This window comes from Streptococcus sp. SG2, from assembly GCF_030439925.1.
Classification (GTDB): domain Bacteria; phylum Bacillota; class Bacilli; order Lactobacillales; family Streptococcaceae; genus Streptococcus; species Streptococcus gordonii.
In genome coordinates this window covers 35361-59654 of sequence record NZ_JAQFJD010000004.1, presented here as the reverse complement: position 1 = coordinate 59654, position 24294 = coordinate 35361, and the positions used below count along the sequence as shown (strand labels likewise).

General features: G+C 40.5%; 19 protein-coding genes. 4 read left to right on the top strand and 15 right to left on the bottom strand.

What is annotated here, in order from left to right; translation table 11 throughout:
- The first annotated feature begins 46 nt into the window (after window positions 1-46).
- Entirely contained in the window at window positions 47-1492 is a 1446-nt protein-coding gene (locus PCY09_RS08575; RefSeq protein WP_125397264.1) for a UDP-N-acetylmuramoyl-L-alanyl-D-glutamate--L-lysine ligase, read from the top strand.
- 83 nt (window positions 1493-1575) lie between these two features.
- Here the strand turns inward: PCY09_RS08575 and PCY09_RS08570 are convergent, their stop codons facing one another.
- The 9 genes from PCY09_RS08570 to treP all read right to left on the bottom strand — a co-directional run bounded on the left by PCY09_RS08570 (window position 1576) and on the right by treP (window position 13918).
- On the bottom strand, window positions 1576-1710 hold the full coding sequence (locus PCY09_RS08570) for a hypothetical protein (RefSeq protein WP_008809566.1): 135 nt from the start codon (window positions 1708-1710) through the stop codon (window positions 1576-1578).
- A 35-nt stretch (window positions 1711-1745) separates the two neighbouring features.
- Window positions 1746-2399 (bottom strand): DUF1803 domain-containing protein, encoded by a 654-nt coding sequence (locus PCY09_RS08565; protein WP_046165245.1) that lies wholly within the window; start codon window positions 2397-2399, stop codon window positions 1746-1748.
- A complete protein-coding gene (locus tag PCY09_RS08560) occupies window positions 2392-2904 on the bottom strand; it encodes a YiiX/YebB-like N1pC/P60 family cysteine hydrolase (protein WP_125397265.1) in 513 nt (170 codons plus the stop codon). The genes PCY09_RS08565 and PCY09_RS08560 overlap by 8 nt, the downstream gene beginning before the upstream one ends.
- Window positions 2905-2994: 90 nt before the next feature.
- A complete protein-coding gene (locus PCY09_RS08555; RefSeq protein ID WP_002899779.1) occupies window positions 2995-3930 on the bottom strand; it encodes a manganese-dependent inorganic pyrophosphatase in 936 nt (311 codons plus the stop codon).
- 135 nt (window positions 3931-4065) lie between these two features.
- On the bottom strand, window positions 4066-4875 hold the full coding sequence (gene pflA / locus PCY09_RS08550) for a pyruvate formate-lyase-activating protein (RefSeq protein ID WP_125397266.1): 810 nt from the start codon (window positions 4873-4875) through the stop codon (window positions 4066-4068).
- Window positions 4876-5158: 283 nt separating this feature from the next.
- The gene (locus tag PCY09_RS08545) at window positions 5159-7243 is read right to left on the bottom strand and encodes an FctA domain-containing protein (RefSeq protein WP_125397267.1); all 2085 of its coding nucleotides are present in this window, start codon (window positions 7241-7243) and stop codon (window positions 5159-5161) included.
- A gap of 365 nt (window positions 7244-7608) precedes the next feature.
- Complete coding sequence (locus tag PCY09_RS08540; RefSeq protein ID WP_125397268.1) at window positions 7609-9948, bottom strand: endonuclease/exonuclease/phosphatase family protein; 2340 nt, start codon at window positions 9946-9948, stop codon at window positions 7609-7611.
- Between the two features lie 199 nt (window positions 9949-10147).
- Window positions 10148-11773 carry an alpha,alpha-phosphotrehalase gene (treC, locus tag PCY09_RS08535; protein ID WP_185760630.1) on the bottom strand — a complete coding sequence of 542 codons (1626 nt, stop codon included), beginning with the start codon at window positions 11771-11773 and terminating at the stop codon, window positions 10148-10150.
- Between the two features lie 135 nt (window positions 11774-11908).
- The gene (gene treP, locus PCY09_RS08530; RefSeq protein ID WP_125397270.1) at window positions 11909-13918 is read right to left on the bottom strand and encodes a PTS system trehalose-specific EIIBC component; all 2010 of its coding nucleotides are present in this window, start codon (window positions 13916-13918) and stop codon (window positions 11909-11911) included.
- Window positions 13919-14097: 179 nt separating this feature from the next.
- On the opposite strand from treP, the gene treR reads away from it, so the two are divergent.
- A complete protein-coding gene (gene treR, locus PCY09_RS08525) occupies window positions 14098-14808 on the top strand; it encodes a trehalose operon repressor (RefSeq protein ID WP_125397271.1) in 711 nt (236 codons plus the stop codon).
- 287 nt (window positions 14809-15095) lie between these two features.
- Here treR and PCY09_RS08520 read toward each other — a convergent pair whose 3' ends face one another.
- From PCY09_RS08520 to PCY09_RS08505, 4 genes are all read right to left on the bottom strand, one after another.
- Window positions 15096-15704: a hypothetical protein gene (locus tag PCY09_RS08520; RefSeq protein ID WP_125397272.1), complete on the bottom strand. Its 609-nt coding sequence runs from the start codon at window positions 15702-15704 to the stop codon at window positions 15096-15098.
- Window positions 15705-15860: 156 nt separating this feature from the next.
- Complete coding sequence (locus tag PCY09_RS08515; protein ID WP_125397273.1) at window positions 15861-17201, bottom strand: hemolysin family protein; 1341 nt, start codon at window positions 17199-17201, stop codon at window positions 15861-15863.
- A gap of 91 nt (window positions 17202-17292) precedes the next feature.
- Entirely contained in the window at window positions 17293-18939 is a 1647-nt protein-coding gene (locus PCY09_RS08510) for a phosphoenolpyruvate carboxykinase (ATP) (protein ID WP_125397274.1), read from the bottom strand.
- Window positions 18940-19038: 99 nt separating this feature from the next.
- Window positions 19039-20163: an AI-2E family transporter gene (locus PCY09_RS08505; RefSeq protein WP_045504054.1), complete on the bottom strand. Its 1125-nt coding sequence runs from the start codon at window positions 20161-20163 to the stop codon at window positions 19039-19041.
- Window positions 20164-20237: 74 nt separating this feature from the next.
- Between PCY09_RS08505 and PCY09_RS08500 the strand changes: the two genes are divergently transcribed.
- Window positions 20238-21032: an ABC transporter ATP-binding protein gene (locus tag PCY09_RS08500; protein WP_125397285.1), complete on the top strand. Its 795-nt coding sequence runs from the start codon at window positions 20238-20240 to the stop codon at window positions 21030-21032.
- Window positions 21029-22591: a beta-carotene 15,15'-monooxygenase gene (locus tag PCY09_RS08495; RefSeq protein WP_125397275.1), complete on the top strand. Its 1563-nt coding sequence runs from the start codon at window positions 21029-21031 to the stop codon at window positions 22589-22591. The genes PCY09_RS08500 and PCY09_RS08495 overlap by 4 nt, the downstream gene beginning before the upstream one ends.
- A 169-nt stretch (window positions 22592-22760) precedes the next feature.
- On the opposite strand, the gene PCY09_RS08490 is transcribed toward PCY09_RS08495, so the two are convergent.
- On the bottom strand, window positions 22761-23315 hold the full coding sequence (locus PCY09_RS08490) for a class I SAM-dependent methyltransferase (protein WP_125397276.1): 555 nt from the start codon (window positions 23313-23315) through the stop codon (window positions 22761-22763).
- Window positions 23309-24256: a TIGR01212 family radical SAM protein gene (locus tag PCY09_RS08485; protein WP_111724023.1), complete on the bottom strand. Its 948-nt coding sequence runs from the start codon at window positions 24254-24256 to the stop codon at window positions 23309-23311. Before PCY09_RS08485 ends, PCY09_RS08490 begins: the two co-directional genes overlap by 7 nt.
- Between the last annotated feature and the right edge of the window lie 38 nt (window positions 24257-24294).

The following is a 24294-nucleotide window of genomic DNA, read 5'->3' as shown; positions in this document are numbered from 1 at the left end:
TTCCTTTCCTCTTGTAAAACCCAGCCATTAAGTTTACAATAAGATTATGATAAAAATTGAAACAATAATAGATATTTTAAAAAAAGATCATAATTTTCGTGAAATCATCAAAGACGGCCACTACTTCTTTCATGACGGTGGACTGACTTTTGACAAAATTAGCTATGATAGCCGTAATGTGACAGATTCGACCCTCTTCTTTGTTAAAGGCGAAAACTTCAAAAAAGAATTCCTAGAAGGTGCTGTAGAGTCTGGTCTGAAATTTTATATCAGTGAGAGCGATCTTGAAGTAGGAATCCCTGTACTTGTTGTTAATGATATCAAGCAGGCTATGAGCTTGATTGCCATGGAGTTTTATGGTAATCCGCAAGAAAAGCTTAAAATCTTAGCCTTTACAGGAACCAAGGGAAAAACAACGTCTGCTTACTTTGCCTACCAAATCCTATCGCAAAGTCACCGACCAGCCCTCCTATCCACCATGAATACCACCTTAGATGGCAAGAACTTCTTCAAGTCCAGCCTAACAACGCCAGAGAGCTTAGATTTATTTGAAATGATGGCCCAGGCTGTAGCTAATGACCGCACTCATCTGATTATGGAAGTTTCCAGTCAAGCCTATCTAAAAAAACGTGTTTATGGTTTAACTTTCGATGCCAGTGTTTTTCTCAATATCAGTCCTGATCATATCGGGCCAATTGAACATCCCACTTTTGAAGACTACTTCTACAATAAACGGCTCTTGATGGAAAATAGCAGAGCAGTGGTTGTCAACAGTGGCATGGATCATTTCCAAATCGTGAAAGAGCAAGTCTCTTCAATAGAACATGATTTCTATGGAGAAAATTCTAGCAACACCATCATAGATTCTCAAGCCTTTAACTTTGAAGTAAGTGGCAAGCTAGCTGGTAAATATGACATTCAGCTCATCGGACGATTCAATCAAGAAAATGCTCTGGCGGCTGGTCTCGCTTGTCTACGACTGGGGGCTAGTCTAGAAGATATCAAAAAAGGAATTGCTGTAACCCGAGTACCGGGTCGCATGGAAGTACTGACCCAAAAAAATGGTGCTAAAGTTTTTGTTGATTACGCTCATAATGGAGACAGTTTAACCAAACTGCTCAGCGTTGTCCAGGAACATCAAAAGGGCCAGACTATTCTTGTTCTGGGGGCAACTGGAAACAAGGGAGAAAGTAGACGAAAGGATTTTGGACTCTTACTCAATAAACACCCAGAGATTCAAGTCATCCTGACTGCTGACGACCCTAATCGCGAAGACCCTGTAGCCATTGCCAAAGAAATCGCTAGTTATATCTCCCACGACGTATCCATTATCGCTGATCGTGCAGAAGCAATAAAGGAAGCAATGAGCCTTACTAGGCAAGAAGGAGATGCTGTTATTTTAGCTGGTAAAGGAGCCGATGCTTACCAGATTGTCCATGATCAAAAAGTAGCCTATCCAGGTGACTATCAAATCGCAGAAAAATATCTATAAAAATAAAAAGAGAGTTGAATATCAACTCTCTTTTTGGCTACGCTTATTTATTCAAGTTGGTTTTAATACCTTAAACTGCGTCTTCAACAGCACCTTTTATCATCTTCAACGACTTCTTTTTCTTTGGAGATTGTCTTTTCTACAAGACCTTTCGCTTCTGTTTTGCTGTCTCCTGTCTGTTTTCCTTGTTTTTTCTTGTAAACTGAAAAATCTCTCATTTTTAAATCTCAAGAGTTCTGATTCTTCTAAAATATCAGTTCAAACGAAAACTCAACTTTTCCTTGTCAAAGCTAGCCTCTAGCTCGTATTTACCTGCTTCGTTTTGCCGAATATAGCCCAAGATTACGAGGCTATCGACAAAAATGTCCCGCCGCTTCTGCATGAGCTCATCCTTGCGGACATATTTGAGAAGAAAGGTCGTCATATACTTAAGTGCATACTCTGGATTGACATCGCCCAAGATCGCATAGAGAGGTTTTTGTGCTTCAGACAGCGGATATTGATGCTCCATTTTATAAAAATAATTAGCCAAAGTCAGCTCATCCCGCTGAAAATCTGTCTCTTCCAGCAAGACAGCCGCATTGGTGCGATTGGAAAGCTGGGTCTCAAAACGCTGTTCCAACAGTTCCTGATAGAGAGGACTGTCATCACGGATAAAGATTTCCTGGTCCAAGTGCAAGTCAGTCAGACTTTCCAAAAGAGGTAACGTCAGGTAATAACGCTTATTCTCCCGCTTGATGTAGCCAGCCTTAATGTAGTCCTCAATTGAGCGATCAATATTAGCCGCATCAGCAAATTCTCGCTTTATCTCCCGCAAAATAACGTCTTCATGTTGATCCAAATAATCAATCAGCTCCTGAAAAAATGGCTGGCGCGTCAAACGGCTAGGGTTGATGATTTTAATCATGGAGTTCTCCTTTATAGATGAGTTTGCTTGACTGAGCCAACTGGCTAGGATTCGTTCCGGGCTGATTTAAAGGCACATCTAAATCCAATTCTCGATAATACTCCTGCCAAAAATCAGAAATTAGATTTTCCTCATCACCAAATTGCATGGGAATCGTATCAAAAATCGGCAAAATTTCCGCAATATACTCCGAGCAGTAAAAACCATCGGACTGCGGATAAAAGCTGAAATTGTATGGCTTTCCTAGATGTAATTTGGCCCTTTTTAAGACAGCTTCTACTTCAATAGCTGGATAGCAATACACGTCATAAATATCCTTATCCTTCAAAAAATCAGACAAGTCTTGATTGACAACACCCTTCTCATGGGTTGCATGATAAATCTCACAATTAAAAAAGATGGCCACGTGGCTATATGATCCAGTCGCTGCTCGGATGGCTGTTGCAATTTCTGAAGATCCGACTGTAAAAATCAAATCTCCGTCTTGTAAATCTTGAATCTTCATCTCTCTCGCCTATCAAAAAAGGAGTCAAAACTCCTTTTAGGTATGAGGGGGATAGCCCCTCCTAGTAATTTTTTTCGTTAAATGAGCTCTTTAAGCATTAAAACTTTCTGTCAGCTGAGGTACCACTTGTTTCTTACGAGAAACAGCGCCTGCAAGGAAAGCATGGTTGTTTTCAAGAACAAAGTTGAAGGCTGCTTCGACCTTGTCCATATTGCTTCCGATAGCCAAAATTTCTGAGTTTGAGTTGATAATATCTGTAATCATCAAGACAAAGTCAGAGTAGCCATTGTCAGCGATTGCTTTTTCAATAGCTGCTTCAATTTCTGCTTGACGCTCCAAAACTTCTGCAATATCAACAGTATTGACCTGTGCTACACGGACATTGTTTCCGTTCAACTCAAATGTTTTCGCATCGATGTCGATCAATTCTTCTGCAGACTTGCTAGCCAAGTTTGTACCTGCCTTAAGCATAGCCAAACCATACTCTTCCAAGTTGACACCAGCCAGCTCAGCCAATTCTGGTGCAATGACCTTATCAGTTGGATGAGTTGTTGGCGACTTGAGCAAGAGAGTATCAGAAATCAAACCAGACAGCATCAATCCTGCAATTTCTTTTGGAACTGCTACGCCATGTTCTTTGAACATACGATAAACAATAGATGAAGCAGAACCAACTGGCTCCAAACGCATGTAAAGTGGACTAGCTGTTTCAAAGTTAGCAACACGGTGGTGGTCCACCACGCCATAAACTTCAACTTCAGCGATATCAGCCACAGACTGTTGGAATTCATTGTGGTCTGTCAGAATAACCTGCTCAGCACCCTCTGCCTTAGCAGATGTAATCACGCGCGGTGCAGCTACACCAAAGTAATCTAAAACAAAGGCAGTTTCTTCATTAGGCTCTCCCAATGCAACAGCTTCTGTATCCAAGCCATAAGCTTCACGAGCCAAGTAAGCAAAAGCGTATGATGAACCGATAGCATCTGAGTCAGGATTTTGGTGACCGAAAACTAAAATTTTAGACATGATAAACCTCTTTTTTATATAAACTTTATTGCATTTATTTTACCACAATTACAATCATTTCACAAAAACAGAAGAATATTTTTTGAAAAAAGGACTGGTTAACTTACCAGCCCTTTTATTGATACTCAAAATAGATCAGCTACTATGCACCCGATTCATATACTCTGTATAGGACTCTGTCTGCATGAGTTCCTTAGCATTCTTGACCCGATCAGCTGTCGGAGGCTTAACCCCTTCCAGCTTGTAAGGAATGCCCAACTCCCTCCATTTGAATTCTCCCATGGTATGGTAAGGTAGAATTTCAAACTTATCAACATTCTTCAGTGTCTTAACAAACTTACCCAGCTCAATCAGGTCATCATCACGGTCGGTCAATCCCGGCACCAAGACATGACGGATCCAGACTGGTTTTCCAATATCAGACAAATATTTAGCACAAGCCAAGATATTTTTATTAGTCTGAGTCGTCACAATACGGTGTTGCTCTTCATTAATTTCTTTGATATCCAGAAGGACAAGGTCGGTGACCGCCATAAGTTTGTCAAATTTTTTCAGATAGCGTGGTGTATTTCTGAAGGGAAGGGCACATGTATCCAAGGTACAGTGGATACCCAGCTCCTTAGCCTTGGTAAAGAAGGCAATCAGAAAATCAATCTGCAACAAAGCCTCTCCACCACTGACAGTGATGCCACCTTTGTTACCCCAGAAGCCCTTATAACGGAGAGCTTCTTGCAAGACATCATCCACGGTCCGCAGCTGAGATTTGTTGGTTTCCATCTCCCATGTGTCTGGATTATGGCAATACTGACAGCGCATATGGCATCCCTGCAAAAAGACAATAAAACGGATACCAGGTCCATCTACAGCACCGAAACTCTCGGTAGAGTGAACCATGCCAGTTACCTTTCCATAATCAACAGTTTCTTCATTTTTCTCTTCAACCATAACACAACCTCTTCACTCTGAAAACGTTTTATAACTATTTTTATTATAACACGATTAATGTTAAAAATGACTTCATTTGCCTATTTTTTAGAAAACAAACTGTTTTTCAGTTTCATTTTCATTGTCTTACAACAGATGAGCCTCAACTTTTATTCTCATTTCCGACTCAAGAAACTAATCTTTTCAAGTTCTAGGCTAAAATTTTCTATTATAAAAATCAAACCACCTTCTCTCCCTCTTTATTCCAAGAAAAAAGAGGGGTGCCCCTCTTTATGTTTTCTTCTTAACTATGTTTTTTCTTCCAAACCAAACCAAGGAGAACAATCGTTGCAAGTCCTACTACAAAGATAAATTTGCTGTCTGACGAACCTGTATTTGGAAGTTCTTTCTTGCTGTCCTTGCTTGATGGAGTTTTTGATTTAGGATTTTTCGGTGGTTGGTAACTGTTGGTAAAGCTATCTTTTCCTCCCTCATAAGAAACTGTTGAGAGAAGATTGCCATTCTCATTCGTTACAGTAATCGTTACTTTAATTTCGCTATTGTCATAAGTAATGCCTTCTGCATCACCCTTCACTTCGCGAATTGTATACGTGTATGTTCCAGTTTTAGTAAAGGCAAGAGTCTTGAAATCTACACTTCCATCTGCCTTATTTTTAACTGTTTCAACTACCTTACCCTTGGCATCTCTTAGTTCAAATGAGAACTCGCCATCTTTCAAGTCACGACCTGTTAAGAATTTCTTAACTTTTAATTGAGCTGTTGTTGAACCTGGGACATAAGTATTGGTAAACTGTTTTTTGTTATCGTCATAGCTAACTTTTGCCACCAACTTGCCTTGATTATCCGCTTTTACTTTAATTTTAGCAGTTATTACAGATGAGTCATATACGACCCCACTGATATTGCCAGATTTTTCTCTGATTGTGTAAGTATAAGTTCCAGCTTTTGTAAAAGTTAAAGGTGAGAATTTAATGGAGCCATCAGCCGCATTATTAACAGTCTCAATCTCAGCTCCATTCTTATCGTACAAGGTGAAGAAGAACTCGCCGCCATTTAGATCACGACCAATCATGACTTTTTGAACCATCAGCTGAGCAGATGCAGAAGATTGTTTTCTATCAACAATTGTTTTTGAAGCTATTTTAAGAGTGCTATCAAAGTCATCCGGACTTACTTTAACATCGTCCGCCAACTCATATCCAGCAGGGGCTTCTGTCTCTCTAATTGTATAATCATCTTTCAAGAGATTGCTGACTTCTGCAATACCTTGATCGTTTGTCACTACTTGAGCAACTACTTGACCAGAACGATCACGAATAATATCAAATTTAGCACCTGGCAAAGCTGAACCATCATCTGATACTTTTTTAATTTGAATTTTATAAGTGTATCCTTCTGCCTCGCCATGACCTAGGTAATAAGTATAAGTTGAATTGCGGCTGTCTTCAACTCCGTTTGTTGTTGTCAAAGTAGCTGCATTTAAAAAGTTTTCGCCATCTGAAGGTGCATATGGTAGTTGAACCGAGTAATTAATCCGAATTCCTTCATTAGCCGAAAGATCTGGTAATTGAACAGAAAAATTATCATCAGTAAAGTTTACAGTAATTTGGCCTGTAATGTCTACAGCGTTATCTAAAACCCAATCGCCATCTCGGAAGGCCCAAACTCCCTTATAAACTCGGAAAGTATCTTGTTTATAAGTAGCACCTGGGATTTTTAAAACGTCTGCTATTTTTACACCAGACATAGCTTTTCCGCTTCTGTTGACTGAAATCGAATAGCGTCCAATTGTTGGCTCAGCTACATCCTGCCAACCAACTTTGTTTAAGTCTTCTTTTTTAGCTTGACCAATTCCAGTGAAGTTAATCTTACCTGCTGGGAAAAGTTTCCCTCCAACTGTGATATCAATTGGTACTTCTTTTGCTTTCTTAATCACATTATGATCCGCACGGACATAAAAATAAAAGGTTCCTTTTACATCCGAATGTGTTTCAACATAAGGTTCATATGTAATCGTTACTACTTTTGTTTGCTGATTTACAACTGCCTTGGCAACAACATTTCCATCTTGGTCTTTTATGTCAAAGCTACCAGTACTTGCTAAAGTAACAACATCCGGCAGTTGAACATCCGTTGTGTCTCCTGCCTTTATTTCATTATTGTGTAATTTAAACTCCACATTAATACGAAATTCTTGCCACTGATCAACATCAGAAGAAGTGAGCTCGTTTCCTTTGCTATCTGTCAGATACATCCGAGTAATGACATCTCCATGTTCTGTAGCAAAGACCTTATTTCCTTGAGTAACAAATAAACTGAATAGTAGAGTTAGGGGAAGAAAAATCATCATCAAGATTTTTTTATTCATTTTATCATCTCCTTTTCCAAAAAAAATACAACAACAGGATCGTTTTATAACAAAACTATCACTTCATTATAAAATAATTTCCTTGGATTTTCAAGCATTTTCTAAATTGCTTTCACAAAGAGATCTTTTGCTAGGCACCTATCTTCAAAAAAATCAAAATAAAAAGCTATATCAAGCTTATGGCAAACTGGATTATTTTATTGATCCACTGATTACCATAAGAAGATATAGCGAGTCTATCCTAAATAGCTGATACTTAGGCTCAAGAGGCTGACATAGTTGATATGATGAACTACTACTTGTCACTTTGTATTCAGTCTAAAATACTTATTCAGCTAAGAATGAGTGCCGAAGATGTTTAGAGCTTACTCTAGGTTAGATGACTTTTTTGATTTTCTAGATAATGGATAAGCAAAGATTAAGACTAAGAAACCAAAGGCTACCCAATGGCCTCTTTGTTCACCTGTAGCTGGCAAATTCTTTTTATTTCCGCCTGAATGCTTATCTGTTGTTGTTTTATCTTTCTGATTTGTTGCTTCTTGACCAACCTGCTTGGATTGACTTGTCTCAGCTGAAGAAGCTTGACTTGAACTTTCTCCCTTATCTCGACTAGATGAATCTGTTTGGTTGTTACTAGTGCTTGGGATAGTATGATTCGATCCCTGATTGGACGAGCTAGATGATGAAGATGTATCTGGCTGATTAGTCTGATTTGAGAAGTCTAACTGTACCACTACTGGATCATGGTCCGAAGCTCTGCCATGTTCTTCCATGAAAGAAGCATTGATATGGACAGGAGCAAAAATCGCTTTACCAGCTAGGTTCTTAGAGATGAAAATATTATCTAAGCTTTGGTTGCTTCCGCGGTAGAAGTAAGAATAGCGGTCAGCCGCATCATGTTCCTGCATGAGGTTAATGAGTTCATTTCCTGCAATAGCTTTAGCGGTTTCAGAGAACTCAAAGTCATTGAAATCCCCAGTCAGAACAAACTTAAGATTTGGATTTTGTCTTAACCCTTCTTGAACAAAATTATTTAAGATTTTAGCCTCTTCGATCCGAGCAGCTTGGGTATGTTGAACAGCCGGCTGGTTTGAGCCATATACAGCATCATCACCTAGCTTGGATTTCAAGTGGTTGGCAATAACGACAACATGTTGTCCCTTAAATTCAAATTCAGCTGCTAAAGATTTACGAACCTTAGTAAAAGCAGGATTCGTTGGATCGATCCGGGCTGGATTTTTAACTAAATGGCCACCTGAGAAGCTAGCTGCTTCATCACTCTTACCGGCTTCTTTTTCAACTAGTTTTACACGATCTGGGTTATAAAGAAAGGCTACACGGATATTAGATCCAGGTTTACCACCATCTTGGCCATCAAGAGGTGCAACTTCAGTATATTTGTAGTTTTTACCTCCCAACTCCTTGATTCGAGCTGCTAGTTTTTCACCACTTTTAACACCGCTGGTCGTTCCATCATTGACGCTACCGTTATCATCTTGAACCTCGATGAGCGTGATGATATCTGGACTGTGAATTTCATTGATAAAGGAATTAGCGATTTTGGTCACCTTTTCGTCAGGTGTTTCACCTTTTTGTGTATTGGCAGAGAAATTTTCAATATTGTAAGAAGCAATCGTTAACTTATCTTCGCTAGGATAGAGAGGAGAAATCTGTCTTTGAAGACCACCGTCTACCAAATCAGGTAATTGTGTTGGATCTAGTTTATAAATTTTGCCACGATAGGTAACCACTCCAACCACATCACCATTGAAATAGTCCTTGGCCTTGGCAATGAATTTATTTCCAACGTAGACAGGGATGGTCGCTGTATTTTGGGCATTCGGACGCAGATTGACACCACCGATATTATTTAAGGGAAGAGCCTGGTAACCTTCAGGTAAAACATAAATATCTCCTCGATACTGTGGCCCTAAGACATGTGGTTTTTTAACTGTCGTTAACATGCCTTCTAAACTTTCCCAATAGTCCAAAGCTTCATTTTCCGGCTGATAGTTATTCACATCATTATCTACTGTATCCTGAGGCATCTTATCTACAATATCAACAGGAGTCGGTAGGTCAGCCTTACCATCCTTAGTAACTGTTGAAGCCTCCAGCATCGTGACGGTCAAACTGCCACTTGGCTTGTTAAAAGTTTGTCCTTGGCGAATGCTAAGCTCTTCCATGTAGCCTTCTTTTACTCGGCCTTCAAGAGTTAATTTATCTCCAACGTCGACTTGCTCTTTGGAAACAACATAAATCGCATCTGAAGTCTTGCTATTGCCATCAGGCGTCACATCTTGAACATAAAATCCATAGCGATCTGTCTTTGTAACAACAACATTTGAAACTCGGACATCTTTATCCTGATAAGGAGATACTTGCGATTCACCTTGAATCGTTCCTAGATTGGCAACAGTCTCTGCAGTGCTTGATACGGCTTGTGCAGCAACTGTCTCTTCTTTTTTATCTGCTTCTTCAGCAGACGTAGCTCTTGAATCTCCTGAAGAATTTGTATTTTCTGCAGAACTACTAGCTGTTGACTCACTGACTGCTGAACTTTCTGCAACAGTTACTGGAGCTGAACTCGAAGAATTTTCCGTCTCTTCAGCTCCGACTGGAACAGCCAAGGAAAGCAAAGGCAGAAAAGCACTTAATACTGCTGCTGAATAAAAAAGACGCTTTTGATAAGCTTGTTTCTTCATAAAGTTCTCCTTTTCCTAATGAAACTTAATTACTATACTGTTTATATTATATAGAAAAAATAATATTTTCGCAAACGCTTTCTTAAACTCATGCATACTTCCATTTCTGTTATATATTTTGATAAATCAGTCTATATATAAAAACAGTGAAGAAAACCGATATCTAAAAATCAGCTTTCCTCACTGCAAAATAGTATTTTTAATTAACAAGAATAGCTAGCGTTTCATAAGGTTGCAAGGTCAGAATATGATCACTCTGAGCTCTACCATAGTTGGATAGAAGGACCTGACCATTTTGATAATCCGGTAAGATATCCACTGTAATTGGATCCTTATAAAAGTTGTTCAGGACTAATAGTTTTTGTCCTTGCCGCTCCCGCTCAAAGGCATAGACCTGGGGACTGTCCTCATAGGCTGGCTGATAGCTTCCTTCTGCAATGATTGGCAGTTCCTTACGCAGGGCAATCAATTTCTGATAAAAGCTAAAGATCGGTCCCTTGATTTCGTTTTCCACATTGATAAGAGGATAGGTTTTGCCAGCCTTTAGCCATGGAGTGCCAGTTGTAAAACCTGCATTGGCTAAATCATCCCACTGCATAGGCGTCCGAGAATTATCACGAGATTTAGCCTTGATAATCCTGAAGGCTGCTTCTGGCGATTGCCCTTCAGTAAGCAAACTCTGGTAAGCATTGAGAGACTCGACATCCACATAGTCTTCCATAGAGTCATAGTCAGGGTCCACCATGCCAATCTCCTCACCCATGTAGATATAAGGCGTCCCGCGAGACAGATGAATACTGGTTGCCAACATGGTTGCCCCTTCATTTCGGAAATTCTCTACATCGACAAAGCGGTTGAGAGCTCGCGGCTGATCATGGTTGTTCCAAAAGAGAGCCGACCAGCCATCATGATCACTCATTTCCTTGCCCCAAGTATGGAAGAGGCGTTTGAGCTCTTCAAAGTCAAAAGCCTTAAGAGTCCATTTCTGTCCAGCCTCATAGTCCACCTTGAGATGATGGAAATTAAAAGCCATAGACAGTTCTTGCCGGTCTGGTGCAGTGTAAAGGATGCAATTTTCAATCGTCGTTGCGCTCATCTCACCAACCGTCATAAAGGAATCGTCTTTCCCGAAGGTTGCTTCATTCATCATGTGCAGATAGTCATGGACGATTGGCTTATCCGTGTATGCTGGCTTGCCGTCATTTTCTGGGCAGTCCTCCAATACCTCGTCCTTACCAATCAAGTTGATCACATCAAAGCGGAAGCCTTTAACGCCCTTGTCCCGCCAGAAATTCACTACCTTGAAAAGCTCTTGACGAACATTGGGATTGCGCCAATTGAGATCCGCTTGGGTGATATCAAAAAGGTGCAGATAGTATTTGCCCGTATCGCCAAATGGCGCCCAGGCACTGCCACCAAACTTGGACAGCCAGTCCGTCGGCTCATCCCGCAGGATAAAGAAGTCCTGATAGTAGGAATCCCCCGCCAGAGCCTTTTGGAACCACTCATGCTCAATTGAACAGTGGTTAAGAACCATGTCCAGCATGAAGTCAATACCATACTGTTGGCCAACCTTGACCATCTCTTCAAAATCTGCCATATCTCCAAAGATAGGGTCGACCGCAGTGTAATCAGAAATATCATACCCATTATCCCGCTGTGGACTCGGATAGAAAGGATTGAGCCAGATCATGTCCACTCCCAGCTCCTTTAGGTAAGGAAGTTTCTCAATAATCCCACGAAAATCTCCCACTCCGTTCCCTGTCGTGTCTTTAAAAGATTTTGGATAAATTTGGTAGACTACCTTTGTTTTATCTAATGCCATGTTTTTCCTTCTTTTGAATATAAAAGAGGTGGGACGAATATTTCATTCCTTGAAATGAATAGAATTTCTCATCCCACCCTCAAGATTCTGGAAGCCCCGTCTCACAAGAGAAGCCCAACTTCCATCATGTAATTCTTAAATTTTTGTTGCTGTCATCAGGGCGTCTCCAACAGCTATCTGGCGAGGCAAACTGCCCAATGCATCCGCTTGGTATTGATCCTGATTGGTAATGATGACCGGAGTTTCTGTCACATAACCAGCATCTTTAATCACATCAATATCAAAACTGATTAATTTATCGCCAACTTTTACTCGGTCTCCTTGGCTAACATGAGCTGTAAAACCTTTGCCTTCAAGATTCACCGTATCCATACCAATGTGCATAAGCATTTCTACACCTTGATCAGACACGATACCTACAGCGTGCTTGGTTGGAAATAGAACCGATACAACGCCGTCTACTGGAGCAAGCAAGTCTCCTTGGATCGGTTCAATCAGGACACCTTGTCCCATAACTCCTTGAGCAAAGACCGGATCTGTTGCTTGACTAAGTTCTTTCACTTGGCCAGATAAGGGACTTGCAATTTCAACCAAGTCAGCTAAAGGCGCAGATTTTTTTGCTTCTGTCAGGGCTTCAGCCTGTGGTGTTTTGACTGCTTCATCTTCTACTTTGGTAAAGAGACCCAAGCGACGGAAGAGCATGGTCAGTACAAATGGAACAGCGATTGCAACTAGCATAATCGCAGCAAAGGCTAACATATATTTAGGTTGGATTGACAAGATACCTGGAAGTCCACCGACTCCGATAGCATTTGCCTTCACATTAAAGCTTACAGACAAAAGACCTGCAATGGAGGAACCCATCATTCCTGCTACAAAAGGATAGATATATTTTACGTTTACCCCAAATAGAGCTGGCTCAGTTACCCCAAGATAAGCAGAAATCGTAGCTGGAAGAGCAATCTGCGCTTCCTTTTCATTATGACGATTCATCCAATAGTAAGCAAAAACAGCAGATCCTTGTGCAATATTTGACAGAGCAATCATTGGCCAAAGTCCAGTACCACCTGCATCTGCCACTAACTGCGAGTCAATCGCATTGGTCATATGATGCAAACCTGTAATAACAAAAGGTGCATAGAGAGCTCCAAAGACAGCTCCAAAGAGCCATTTAACAGGACCAGTTAGACCTGCAAGAACAATCGTAGATAACCATTGACCTAAAGTCCAACCAATTGGCCCCAAAACTGTGTGAGCCAAGATAATCGCTGGCAAGAGAGACAGGAAAGGTACGAAAATCATGGAAACAACTTCTGGAATCCGTTTTCTCCAAAAGATTTCCAAATAAGACAAGGAAAGCCCTGCTAATAAAGCTGGAATAACCTGAGCTTGGTAGCCTATCCGTTGCACCGTAAAGAATCCAAAATCCCAAACCCAATTTTTAGCAATTTCTGATTGTGGTGTTCCTGCTACTAAATAAGCATTCAAGAGCTGAGGAGACACCAGACAGATCCCCAAAACAATCCCAAGAATCTGGCTAGTCCCCATCTTACGACTCACGGACCAAACAATTCCGACTGGTAGGAATTGGAAAATCGCCTCACCTGGCAACCAAAGGAAGTGGTTTACTCCAGCCCAAAACTTTGATACATCCACAATCGTTTTATAAATCGGCTCTCCATCTTTAGTAAACTGAAGTACACCATCAACGACCTTTTGACCAAAAGCTTGAATTTGCACACCTTCTAGGATATTACGGAAGCCAAGAATCAAACCACCAACGATAATCGCTGGAATAATTGGCGTAAAAATCTCAGCTAGCATGGTCATAACGCGCTGAACCGCATTTTGATTGATCTTAGCAGCAGCCTTAGCTGCTTCTTTTGAAACACCTTCAATTCCAGAGACAGCTGTAAAATCATTATAGAATATTGGCACATCATTTCCAATAATAACCTGGAATTGCCCTGCATTCGTAAAGGTCCCTTTGACAGCTCCAATTTCTTCAATAGCTTTTACATCAGCTTTTTTCTCATCAATAAGTACAAAACGCATCCGAGTGGCACAGTGGGTTACTGCAGACACATTTTCCTTACCACCAATGGCGTCCAATAAGACTTTCGCCTCTTTTTCAAATTTGCCCATTTGATTATTGGCTGGAAAACCAGCACTCTCCTTATATTTATTTGTTAGTTTCCTAACTGCTTTCTAACACCAATTGTAAACGATACCAAAGTTGTATACAAGATGTCCGTTGATTTTTCCCTTATTTTTTGCTAAAATTTCAGTAGTTGTATGATAAAAACAAAACAAGTAGGTCGATCATGAAAAAATACCAACAATTATTCAAACTAATTGAGCAAGATATTTTGAGCGAGAAATACCCCGTTGGTGAATTTTTGCCAAGTGAGAATGAATTAACTCAGATTTATAAAGTCAGCCGTGATACTGTCCGAAAAGCTCTGGAGCAACTTCAAAAAGAAGGATTAATCCAAAAATTTAAGGGACAAGGATCCAAAATCGTCAAACAGGAACACATCAATTTTCCAATCTCCAATCTGACTAGCTACCAGGAACTCGTCCTACAAAATAAACTAGAATCTAAAACCAATGTCATCAGCCTAGAAAAGATAACCGTAGATAAAAAACTTGCTAAGCTAACTGGTTTTCCGGAATATCGCTTGGTTTGGCGAATTGTTCGACAAAGAGTTGTTGATCAAGTTGCTTCTGTCCTTGATATTGATTATTTGGATAAAGAGCTTGTTCCTACGATGACGAGAGAAATTGCAGAGCATTCTATCTATCATTTCATTGAAAATGATCTTGGACTTAGCATCGACTATGCTAAAAAGGAAATCACCATTGATCATGCGACCAGTCGAGATAAAATTTTGCTCGATATTGAGAGAGAAAACCATGTCGTTTCCGTCAAATCTCAGGTTTATTTAGCGAACGGGAAGCAATTTCAGTTCACAGACAGCAGACACAAACTCGATAAATTTCGCTTTGTTGATTTTGCCAAAAGGCACAACTAAGAAAAAGAGCTGGAAGTTGTAAACTTCCAGCTCTTTCAGATTTATTTAATTTAGGAGATTTAGATGAAAAAATTTTTTTAAAATGTTTTATTTGCTACTTTTGCTTTTGCTTTTTACTACTTATGTTTCTTGAGTGGGGAAAAGTGAAAAGGTTGGGGAGCTATGATTATTTATTGTCATTGGACTGTCCTCTTTTCTTTTAAGATGAATATAGTATAACCAGCAAAGCTTAAGGAAGACTTATAGATTTCTTGAAAAAAGCTTAAATGTTTGAATATCCCTATGTGTTACTTCCATTTATCCAACTCTCTTTCATCAATTCGTTGAATTTCTAGATTATAAACAATCTCAGCCTTAGGGCTACCTTGACTACTTTTTTCAACACCTTTTAGATACCCTTCACGAGAAAAAGCATACATTGCTTCATCTGTTGTCTCGTGGTCTACCCATTTCAATTTTTCAGGTAGAGGTTGTCCACTAATGACACTATTGTGTCTTCTTTTATCATCTCTCAAATTAATAATTTCCGATCCATCATTAATATTGAATTCCAAATCAGTTCCAAATACCATACTATAATCCACAAGAACCTTATCAACAAAACCATCATTTCTGAGATAGATTTTATTTCCATAAGTATCATAAACTACTGGAACTACACGGCCTTGTAAAAAACTTTCTCCTTTTCCTCCACTAATAAAAATCGGTGAAAATTCGATTTTACAGATACCGCTGTAATGCTCTTTTAGGTCGGTTGCGATTTGTTCTTCATAAAGCTGAAAACCGTGCCGGTAGAGATTGTCTACTTTCATTCTATCCGTGAAAAACTTAGCTCCGATTGCAAGTACAAAAAGGCAAAGCAGAGATAAGAAAATTGTTTTTACTCGTTTCATCATATAAAATATCAAGTCTTTCTATGTGCAGTGTATCATAAAAGTTGACTAAACAAAAACTTGAGGATGTTTGCGAAAGTGTACTTGTTTGTTATTCTATTTTGACAATCAAAAACAGACCTTCTTTATCGAAAGTCTGTCTCATTTACACATAAGCAACTATTTAGTAACTTCTTCATCTGCTTCTACTTGTTCAGAAACTTCTACTTTAACCTTGGTGACACGGCCATTTTTAACCTTGTCATTGGTTAAAACCAGTTTCTTATTCTGACTCTCCACCTCAAAGCTGATGCGTTCTTTTGGATCTGGAATAGTTCCTACACCAGTCAAGTAGTATCCCGCAATCGTATCCACGTCATCACTTTCGATTTCAACTTCAAAGTATTCATTAAAGTCATTGAGGGTCATAGTTCCTATGACAATGTAGGTATTCTCACCAATTTCATGAACTTCGATCTCAGCCTTGTCAGTCTCATCATCGATCTCACCAACAATCTCCTCCAAGAGGTCCTCAAGCGTGACCAGACCAGCCATACCGCCATATTCATCTAAGAGAATTGCCATTTGATTTTGCGTGTTACGCAACTCCTTGAGCAAATCATCGACAAACATAGTCTCCGGTACAAAGAGTGGCTCCTGCAGGATCTTGCGCAGAACGATATTGTCAAAACCATTGACAAAGCCTTCATTGAGAAGTCGCTTGGTATGAATCAGACCAATAACATTGTCCTTATCCCCATCATAGACAGGAATCCGCGAGAAACTCTGCTTGAGAATGCTTTCGATGATTTCTTTGGTATCGTCCTGAATATCGACCATAAAGGCATCCGTCCGGGGCACCATTAGTTCACGCGCCATTAGCTCATCCAGCGAGAAAATCCCCTGTAGCATCTCAATCTCATCCGCATCCAAGGTCTCCTCACTCTTGGTCAGCATATACTCAATCTCATCTCGGGTCATCTTTTCATCTGCATCATCAAACTTCATCGGCGTAATGCGACTTAACAGATTAGTTGAGGCCGACAAAAGCCAGACAAAGGGACTGACGAGCTTGCCCAAAAAGATGATAAAAGGAGCTGCTCGAACAGCCAAATCATCCTTCAGATTGAGTGCGATCCGCTTAGGATAAAGCTCACCAAATACAATAGAAACATAGGTCAAAAGGGCCAAAGCTAGAAAAGAGGCTATGGCATGTGCTGTTTTAGAATTGCCCATCAAACTTGAAAATACACGACCGAGAGTATCAGCAAAGCTAGCCCCTGATAAGATATTGATGAGGGTAATACCTACCTGAATAGTAGATAAAAAGTTATTGGGATTTTCTAAAACCTGTAAGAGGCGAATGTACTTTATATCACCTTCCTCTGCTTTTTGCTCAACACGCGCCCGATTGAGTGACACCATGGCCATCTCTGCCGCGGAAAAGAAAGCATTTAAAAAGGTTAAAACGACTAATAATAAAAACTGTAACAAAAGGGTCTGACTGCTGGGGTCTTCCATGAGTTTCCTCTCCTAAAAAGTATAATCAACCCTGATTATAACATATTTTTGAGTTTCGTGCACACGTATTTTATGGAAGCTTGTGTTCTGATTAGGATTCTAGATCTTGTAAAACCTTTTCCAGTCTTGAAATAGCTCCAACTGGTAGGGCAGTCTGAGGATACTTTTGGTTAAAGGCCAGCAAGAAGTTTAGCCGAATCTGCATTCTTTCTCGAATCAATTTCTTGTAAGCATTATCAAAATTAGGAAGGGGATATCCCTCATATTCAAGATAATCAAAGCCTACTATAGGACCAAAGGGTTTGAAATCTGCTGTCCCATCCACTACCTGCTCAATGACATCTAAAGATACTTCCTTTGAGACAGCCTTCCCCATGTAAGACCCAGTATTGATAATATAACAGGATACTCCCGACTCAAATAAGCGACAGAATTTTCGGTAGTCTTCTACCAAAGGATAGACACGAAAAGGATTTGCATAAGGTTCAATCACCAACTCATCATGTAAACCTAGAACATTTTCTGCATTGGAGCGTTTGGTCATCAAGGTACAACCCATCGTGGAGGCCATCAAAGGATCGTGAATTCTGACTAGAGGTGGTAGAGAGTCATCTTTCATAATCCAGAAAATAGCATTGATAGCTTCGTCAATTCGATCCACTCGATTTGGAGTCGAAAAGCGAGACTTGACCGTTCGACCATTTCCATTACGGATATCTTCAGTAACTAACACCTTTCTCCCATTTTCGTCTAGGGTCACTCCGCAGTTTTGCACAGTGATAAAGAAATCTTGTTCCCTATGTCCAGTTGGATAGTCACTCGTCTTATCAAAATAAGATGGCTCTAAGGCAATTGAAGATCCGTCCTTGATAGAGATAATAAAGGCATCATCATGGAGAACCTTGATGTCATATTTTTGACCATGTTTGGCGTGCGTAAGAGTGGATTTTCCAGAACCAGATAGACCAAAAAATGAAGCAACAAAATCTTTTTTATCATTATTTTGCTTAAAAATTTTCAGACCACCGTGACAAGCTACGTAGCCATTTCTAGCAGCAGTTGCCCAGGCCAAAGTCAGAGTGGCTTTTTTCAATTCTCCAAAATAATTTAAACCTAAAATAACTGCACAGTTGTGATTAGTATCAAAGTAAACAAGACCATCTGGATATTCTGGATGCTTCCACTTGGGATCAAAAAAGACAAAGATATCATTTTCCTCATATTTTTTTGAAATTCTCAGACGGTTCTTAAATTCTTCATCTAAAATTTGGAAATTTAGTAGCCATGAATAGAGATTGTTTATTTCTTCTTTAGGAACCATGAGGTGGGCACAGACCATAAAGTCTTCATCCAGCCCAACAACAGCATCCGCTTTGTAAAAATCTCTATGATGAGCTTGGTAAATAGCACTACGAACTAGAAAAAGTAAAGTTTCATCTTCTTGACTATCTCTACCATAAATCCTTCTAGCCTTTGCCGTTCGTCCAACGACCGCTCCGGAATTCGTCAGTAAAACCCGTGCATAAGAAGGAAGACCCAACTCCTTTGTATGAATCACAGGCATATCTAAGACCACTGTTCCAGCTGCTGCTGAAGCTAACTGGTAGGCTTCTTCTACCGTTTTGATAGACTGAACCTGGTTCTCATAAAAGGCTGTTTCCACGATAGTCTTCAGAGGGGAAAAGTAAGAAGAATTTTTCCTTATTTCTTGTGGGGAAAATTTACGACGTGTTACCATGACCATACCTCCTTTATCCTATTACTACCATTTTAGCATAAATATACTGTTTCGTGTTATAAAAATTCAAATAAAAAATAGGAGAAAGATTCCTTTCTCCTATTTTTTTATAATTCCAAATTCTTCATTCTTCTTAATCTCCTGAGCTTCTTTATGATTGTCATAAAGGTTAGCTAGGAATTTTACAATTTCTTTGATGATGGAATAGGTCGGAATAGCTACAATCATTCCGATAATACCATAGATGTTACTAGACAAGAGCAAGAGAACCATGATAGTAATCGGATGGACTTTCATAACCCCTCCTACAATCCGAGGGTAGAGGATATTCCCATCGATCTGCTGAACAATCAGCATATAAATAACTGCTATCAACATTCTCTTTGGATCTGTAAAGGCATGACTGATGATCATCGGGATCAAACCAATACTTGGTCCAACATAAGGAATCAAGTTAGCCAAGCTAGAGAAGATAGCAAATACTAAAGCATATTTAATGCCGATAGTGCTATAACCAATGTAGGCCAGGCAACCAATAATCACTGCATCAATAGAAATTCCGCTGATATATCGTGAAACTGTTGCATTTAGATTCTTCAGCAAGGAAGAAATGTTGAGCTTGTCTCGCTTTAGAATACTGCGTTCCAGCATTGGCAGGAGCTTATGACCATCCAGTAAGAAATAGACAAGGAAAATTGGAGTCATAATGATGATAAAGATGGTATTGATTACAGCTGATACCACACTGCCCAGGCTGTTAGTTACCCCGTTTAGAATATTTCGCAGAATATCAATATAAGATAGATTCAGTTGTTGCAGGGTAGATTGGATATTGAGATTTTTGAATACAGGATTTTGAGCTAAGTCATTGACCCAGCTATAGACATAGCTATAAAGATTTTGGCTCGAATTAATCAAGCTAGTCAGCTGAGTGACTAAGATAGGTAGGAGGTAGATAACTGCTAAAACAATAGACCCAAATAAAATCGTCAATGTCAGCAGGACACCTAAGACACGGTTTAATTTCAGGTATTTTTCCAAAAAGACCACTAAAGGGTTGGCAATATAATATAAAAAACCTGCTATTAAAAAAGGGATTAAGATGGTATTTACAACACTGATCACTGGAGTAATCAAGTCCCCCATCATTCTCCACAGGAAAAAGACAAGCGTTGCTAGTAAAACTTCCACTGTCCAAAAAAATAACTTACTCTTATAAAACATTCTTTTCCTCCTATCAGCTATTTTACCATAAATTTTGTTATAATAGAGGGGATTTAATGAAAGAAAGAATAAAAATGGAAAAGATTATCAAGCTGGAAAATGTAAGCTTGGCAAAACAAGGCCAAACTATCTTAAAAAATCTCAACTGGCAGGTGAATAAGGGAGAGCATTGGGCCATACTCGGTCTTAACGGATCAGGAAAGTCAACCCTCTTACGACTACTCATGGCTGAGCATTGGAAGACCCAAGGAAAGGTGACAGTCCTAGGGACGGAATTTGGTGCTGGTGATATCCCTCAGTTGCGAACTAAGATTGGAGTAGTTGGTTCCTTCATTGCGGAGCGCCTACCTAGTCATCTCACCGCCGAAGAAATCGTCCTGACAGGCAAGTATAAAAGTAGCATTCTCTATGCTGCCTATGGGCAAACAGAACTAAACCAGGCTAGAGAAATGCTGACCTCTATTGGCGGGCAAGACTTAATTGGCCGGAGCTACATCAGTCTGTCTCAAGGTGAAAAGCAGCTCTTGTTGATTGCCCGCAGTCTCATGGAAGAGCCAGAACTACTTATCTTAGATGAAGCAACCAGTGGACTAGATCTCTTTGCTCGCGAGCGCCTGCTAAATCAGATCAAAAAGATTACACAGATGAGTCAAGCACCAACTATCCTCTATGTAACTCACCATGTAGAGGAAATTACATCTGCTATAGACCATGTCCTACTTCTAAAAGAAGGTGAAATTATAGCCCAAGGCCCTAAAGAAGATATCCTCCAAAAAGAGGTCATGGACCGCTTTTATCCACAGCCAGTCGAGTTGATTGAATTGGGAGAAGGTCGCTATTTCATCAAAGTAGAAGGCAACTCCTTATGAGGCAACTTTTTAACATCATTTTCAATTTGGGCTATTTCCTGATTCTGACCATGACTGCGATTGCCTTGCTTTTCCTGTCTGGGCAGATTCTGCTGTCCCACACATACATCCCTTTAAGAATTGCTGAAGGAGTCCAATTTGTCAATAATCCTTGGTATTTCTACCCTACACTTCTACTCTTTCTTCTTAGCCTTTTTTTAATCCGTCCTCTGCTAGAAAAGGTTCAGACCAAGCATCTTTTTTGGAGCCTGTCCCTCATCTTTATCGTAGCAGCGATTTTTCTGATAACGGCCTACGATGGTCGGATCCGAGCTGACGCCAAGCACGTTTTCAATGCAGCTCTAGCCTTTAATCGAGGAGATTACAGCTCACTGACAACCGTCGGAAGCTACATGTATCGCAATCCCCATCAGCTAGGACTGATGACTCTGGAGCGAGTTTATGCTTTTATTTCTCCAACGACTCAGTTTGCCTTTAGCATGAATGTCGTCTGGACTTTACTCAGTCATTTCTTGATTTACAAGATTACTGCCCTCCTCAATGCCAGAGAAATAATCCAGAAATACACGATTCTGCTGACATTTCTCTTTCTACCACAGCTCTTTTTCGTTCTCTTTGTCTACGGCACCATTCCTGGGCTCTTCTTCTGTCTGCTCAGTCTCTATGCTTTTATCAAGCTGGACCAAAAAGGAAACCTGCTCTATGCCTTGCTGGGAGCTGCTAGCATCAGCCTGGCCTGCCTCCTGCGCAACAACTATATCATCTTTGCCATCATGCTGATCGGATGCTGCTTCCTGTCCATCTTTTATAAATGGTCTTGGAAGAAACCGTTAGCTATCGTCCTGATTGTAGCTGGTATCGTCTTTTCAAACAAGGGTTTGACAGCCTACTATGAACAGCTGATTGGCGGGAAGATCGGTGTCGGCACCCCAAAAATCGCCTATATTACTATGGGCCTACGAGATGATCCTAATCGGCAGACCTTGGGAGGCTGGTATGATGCTTACAATACCAAGATTCTCAAGCGCAACAAGTACAATGAAAATTTGGCTACAGAAATGGCCACTCGGGATTTGAAAAATATTTTGATTCACTTCAGCAAGCATCCTGCATATGCGCTGAAATTCTTCTACGAGAAGGTCAAGTCGACCTGGACTGAACCGACTTTTCAGTCTATTTGGACTGGGCCTCAGATTGAGCGCCAGCAATATATGAAACCAACCGTTCTGCGCAGCATTTATGAGGAAAGAAAAGGTTATCAGATTGTCAATTTCCTGCTCTTGACCCTGCTAGCCAGCATCTATCTGCTCTCCTGTTTCTTTATCCTGCATAAATTTTTTGTCACTGAGAAAAAGCTGACTCCTTTTGACCTCTATCCCTTCATCTTTCTCTTGGGAGGTGGTCTCTTCCACTTCTTCTGGGAAACCAAGAGCCAGTATGTCTATATCTATGTCCTCCTTCTCATCCCTTCCGCCGCTCAATCCTTAGTCGATCTGAGAGATTGGTGGAAGAACAAAGGAAAAGAGAAATCAATAGACCAGCTTGAAAAAGACCTATAAAACTTGAACACTTGATAAGAAATTCTTATAATTTTATAGGAACACTGAGAGAAAGAAAGTTGAATTTTTAAAACAGTAAATCACGAAGGTTTACTGTTTTTTTGCTCATTTTCCAAATAAAATCGTCAGCAAATTAAAAAGGCACTTGACCAAACGCTTCTTGAGGCGTTTAGCCAAGCACTTCTCTCAATTTCTCAATCATGACCAGGAAAGGCGGATTGTTAATCTGATTGATGGTCTTGTAGAGGGCAACGGTGAAGTCCTGCTGAGGCAGTTGACTGACAAAGTCTAGCACGGCATCTTTCTCAACTTCGCCACCTTCATGCCCGTAGTAAATCATGATAGCTGCTCGGCCCTCTTTTACTAAACCTTGGCAGACCTTTTCTAAAGCTTCTAGCGTTGTATCAGGTCGAGTAATGACAGACTTATCCGCCGAAGGCAGGTAGCCAAGATTAAAAATAGCAGCCTTGAACTGGTCTGTATATTGGTCCAGAGTCTCATGCCCAGCCAAGATTAGCTGAACATTATCTAAACCAGCTTCTGCTAAGCGCTGGCGTGTCTTTTCTAATGCCTGCTCCTGAATGTCAAAAGCATAGACTTGCTTGGCCAATTGAGCCAAAAAGAGGGTGTCATGTCCGTTGCCCATCGTAGCATCCACAACAGTATCTTCCTTGGTCACGACTTCAGCCAAAAAGGCATGGGCCATCTGTAAGGGTCTTAACATACGAATTTCTGCTCCTTTGCTTTACAACCTTGCTTGCTGCCACGACGACGCATTTCTGCCTCTATTGCATTGAGAACTTCCCATTTATTGAGGCTCCACATGGGGCCAATCAACATATCCCTTGGAGCATCGCCTGTGATTCGGTGGATGACGATATGCTCGGGGATAATCTCAAGCTGGTCGCAGATAATGGAGACATATTCCTCCTGACTGAGCAGCTGCAGCCGCCCTTCGTGATAATCCCGCTGCATACGGGTATTGGTCATTAAGTGGAGTAGGTGAAGCTTAATTCCCTGGATGTCATTATCCGTCACACAGCGTCGGACATTCTCCAACATCATCTCATGGGTCTCACCCGGCAGGCCATTGATCAAGTGTGAAACAATCTCCGCCTTGGGAGCTAGCTTACGGACTCGCTGGACCGTCTCCACATAAAGCTCATAAGAATGGGCACGATTGATAAGATCTGAGGTCTCCTCATAGGTGGTCTGAAGCCCCAGCTCTACAGTCACATGCATACGCTCAGACAGATCAGCCAAGTAGGCAATAGTCTCGTCAGGCAAACAGTCCGGCCGAGTGCCGATATTAAGTCCAACAACGCCTGGCTCATTAATGGCTTGCTCATAGCGCTCGCGGATTACTTCAAGCTTCTCATGAGTATTGGTGAAGTTCTGGAAATAGACCAGATACTTGCGAACATCTGGCCACTTGCGATGCATAAAATCAATTTCCTTATAAAACTGCTCGCGAATGGGCGCATCTGGTGCCACAATGGCATCACCAGAGCCCGAAACGGTACAGAACGTACAGCCTCCATGCGCTACCGTACCATCTCGATTGGGACAGTCAAAGCCTGCATCAATAGGCACCTTAAAAGTCTTTTCTCCAAAAAGTTTACGATAATAATCATTCAAAGAATTGTAAGATTTCATACCTTTCATTCTACCACAAAAAAGAGTATAGAAACAAAAATTCCCTC

Coding starts and splice junctions, on each gene's coding strand:
- PCY09_RS08515 (WP_125397273.1), bottom strand. CDS start 17,201: ATGGAAGACCCCAGCAGTCAGACCCTTTTGTTACAGTTTTTATTATTA.
- PCY09_RS08540 (WP_125397268.1), bottom strand. CDS start 9,948: ATGAAGAAACAAGCTTATCAAAAGCGTCTTTTTTATTCAGCAGCAGTA.
- PCY09_RS08555 (WP_002899779.1), bottom strand. CDS start 3,930: ATGTCTAAAATTTTAGTTTTCGGTCACCAAAATCCTGACTCAGATGCT.
- treC (WP_185760630.1), bottom strand. CDS start 11,773: ATGGCATTAGATAAAACAAAGGTAGTCTACCAAATTTATCCAAAATCT.
- PCY09_RS08520 (WP_125397272.1), bottom strand. CDS start 15,704: ATGATGAAACGAGTAAAAACAATTTTCTTATCTCTGCTTTGCCTTTTT.
- treP (WP_125397270.1), bottom strand. CDS start 13,918: ATGGGCAAATTTGAAAAAGAGGCGAAAGTCTTATTGGACGCCATTGGT.
- PCY09_RS08560 (WP_125397265.1), bottom strand. CDS start 2,904: ATGAAGATTCAAGATTTACAAGACGGAGATTTGATTTTTACAGTCGGA.
- PCY09_RS08485 (WP_111724023.1), bottom strand. CDS start 24,256: ATGAAAGGTATGAAATCTTACAATTCTTTGAATGATTATTATCGTAAA.
- treR (WP_125397271.1), top strand. CDS start 14,098: ATGAAAAAATACCAACAATTATTCAAACTAATTGAGCAAGATATTTTG.
- PCY09_RS08545 (WP_125397267.1), bottom strand. CDS start 7,243: ATGAATAAAAAAATCTTGATGATGATTTTTCTTCCCCTAACTCTACTA.
- PCY09_RS08490 (WP_125397276.1), bottom strand. CDS start 23,315: ATGTTAAGACCCTTACAGATGGCCCATGCCTTTTTGGCTGAAGTCGTG.
- pflA (WP_125397266.1), bottom strand. CDS start 4,875: ATGGTTGAAGAGAAAAATGAAGAAACTGTTGATTATGGAAAGGTAACT.
- PCY09_RS08510 (WP_125397274.1), bottom strand. CDS start 18,939: ATGGTAACACGTCGTAAATTTTCCCCACAAGAAATAAGGAAAAATTCT.
- PCY09_RS08500 (WP_125397285.1), top strand. CDS start 20,238: ATGGAAAAGATTATCAAGCTGGAAAATGTAAGCTTGGCAAAACAAGGC.
- PCY09_RS08575 (WP_125397264.1), top strand. CDS start 47: ATGATAAAAATTGAAACAATAATAGATATTTTAAAAAAAGATCATAAT.
- PCY09_RS08505 (WP_045504054.1), bottom strand. CDS start 20,163: ATGTTTTATAAGAGTAAGTTATTTTTTTGGACAGTGGAAGTTTTACTA.
- PCY09_RS08495 (WP_125397275.1), top strand. CDS start 21,029: ATGAGGCAACTTTTTAACATCATTTTCAATTTGGGCTATTTCCTGATT.
- PCY09_RS08570 (WP_008809566.1), bottom strand. CDS start 1,710: ATGAGAGATTTTTCAGTTTACAAGAAAAAACAAGGAAAACAGACAGGA.
- PCY09_RS08565 (WP_046165245.1), bottom strand. CDS start 2,399: ATGATTAAAATCATCAACCCTAGCCGTTTGACGCGCCAGCCATTTTTT.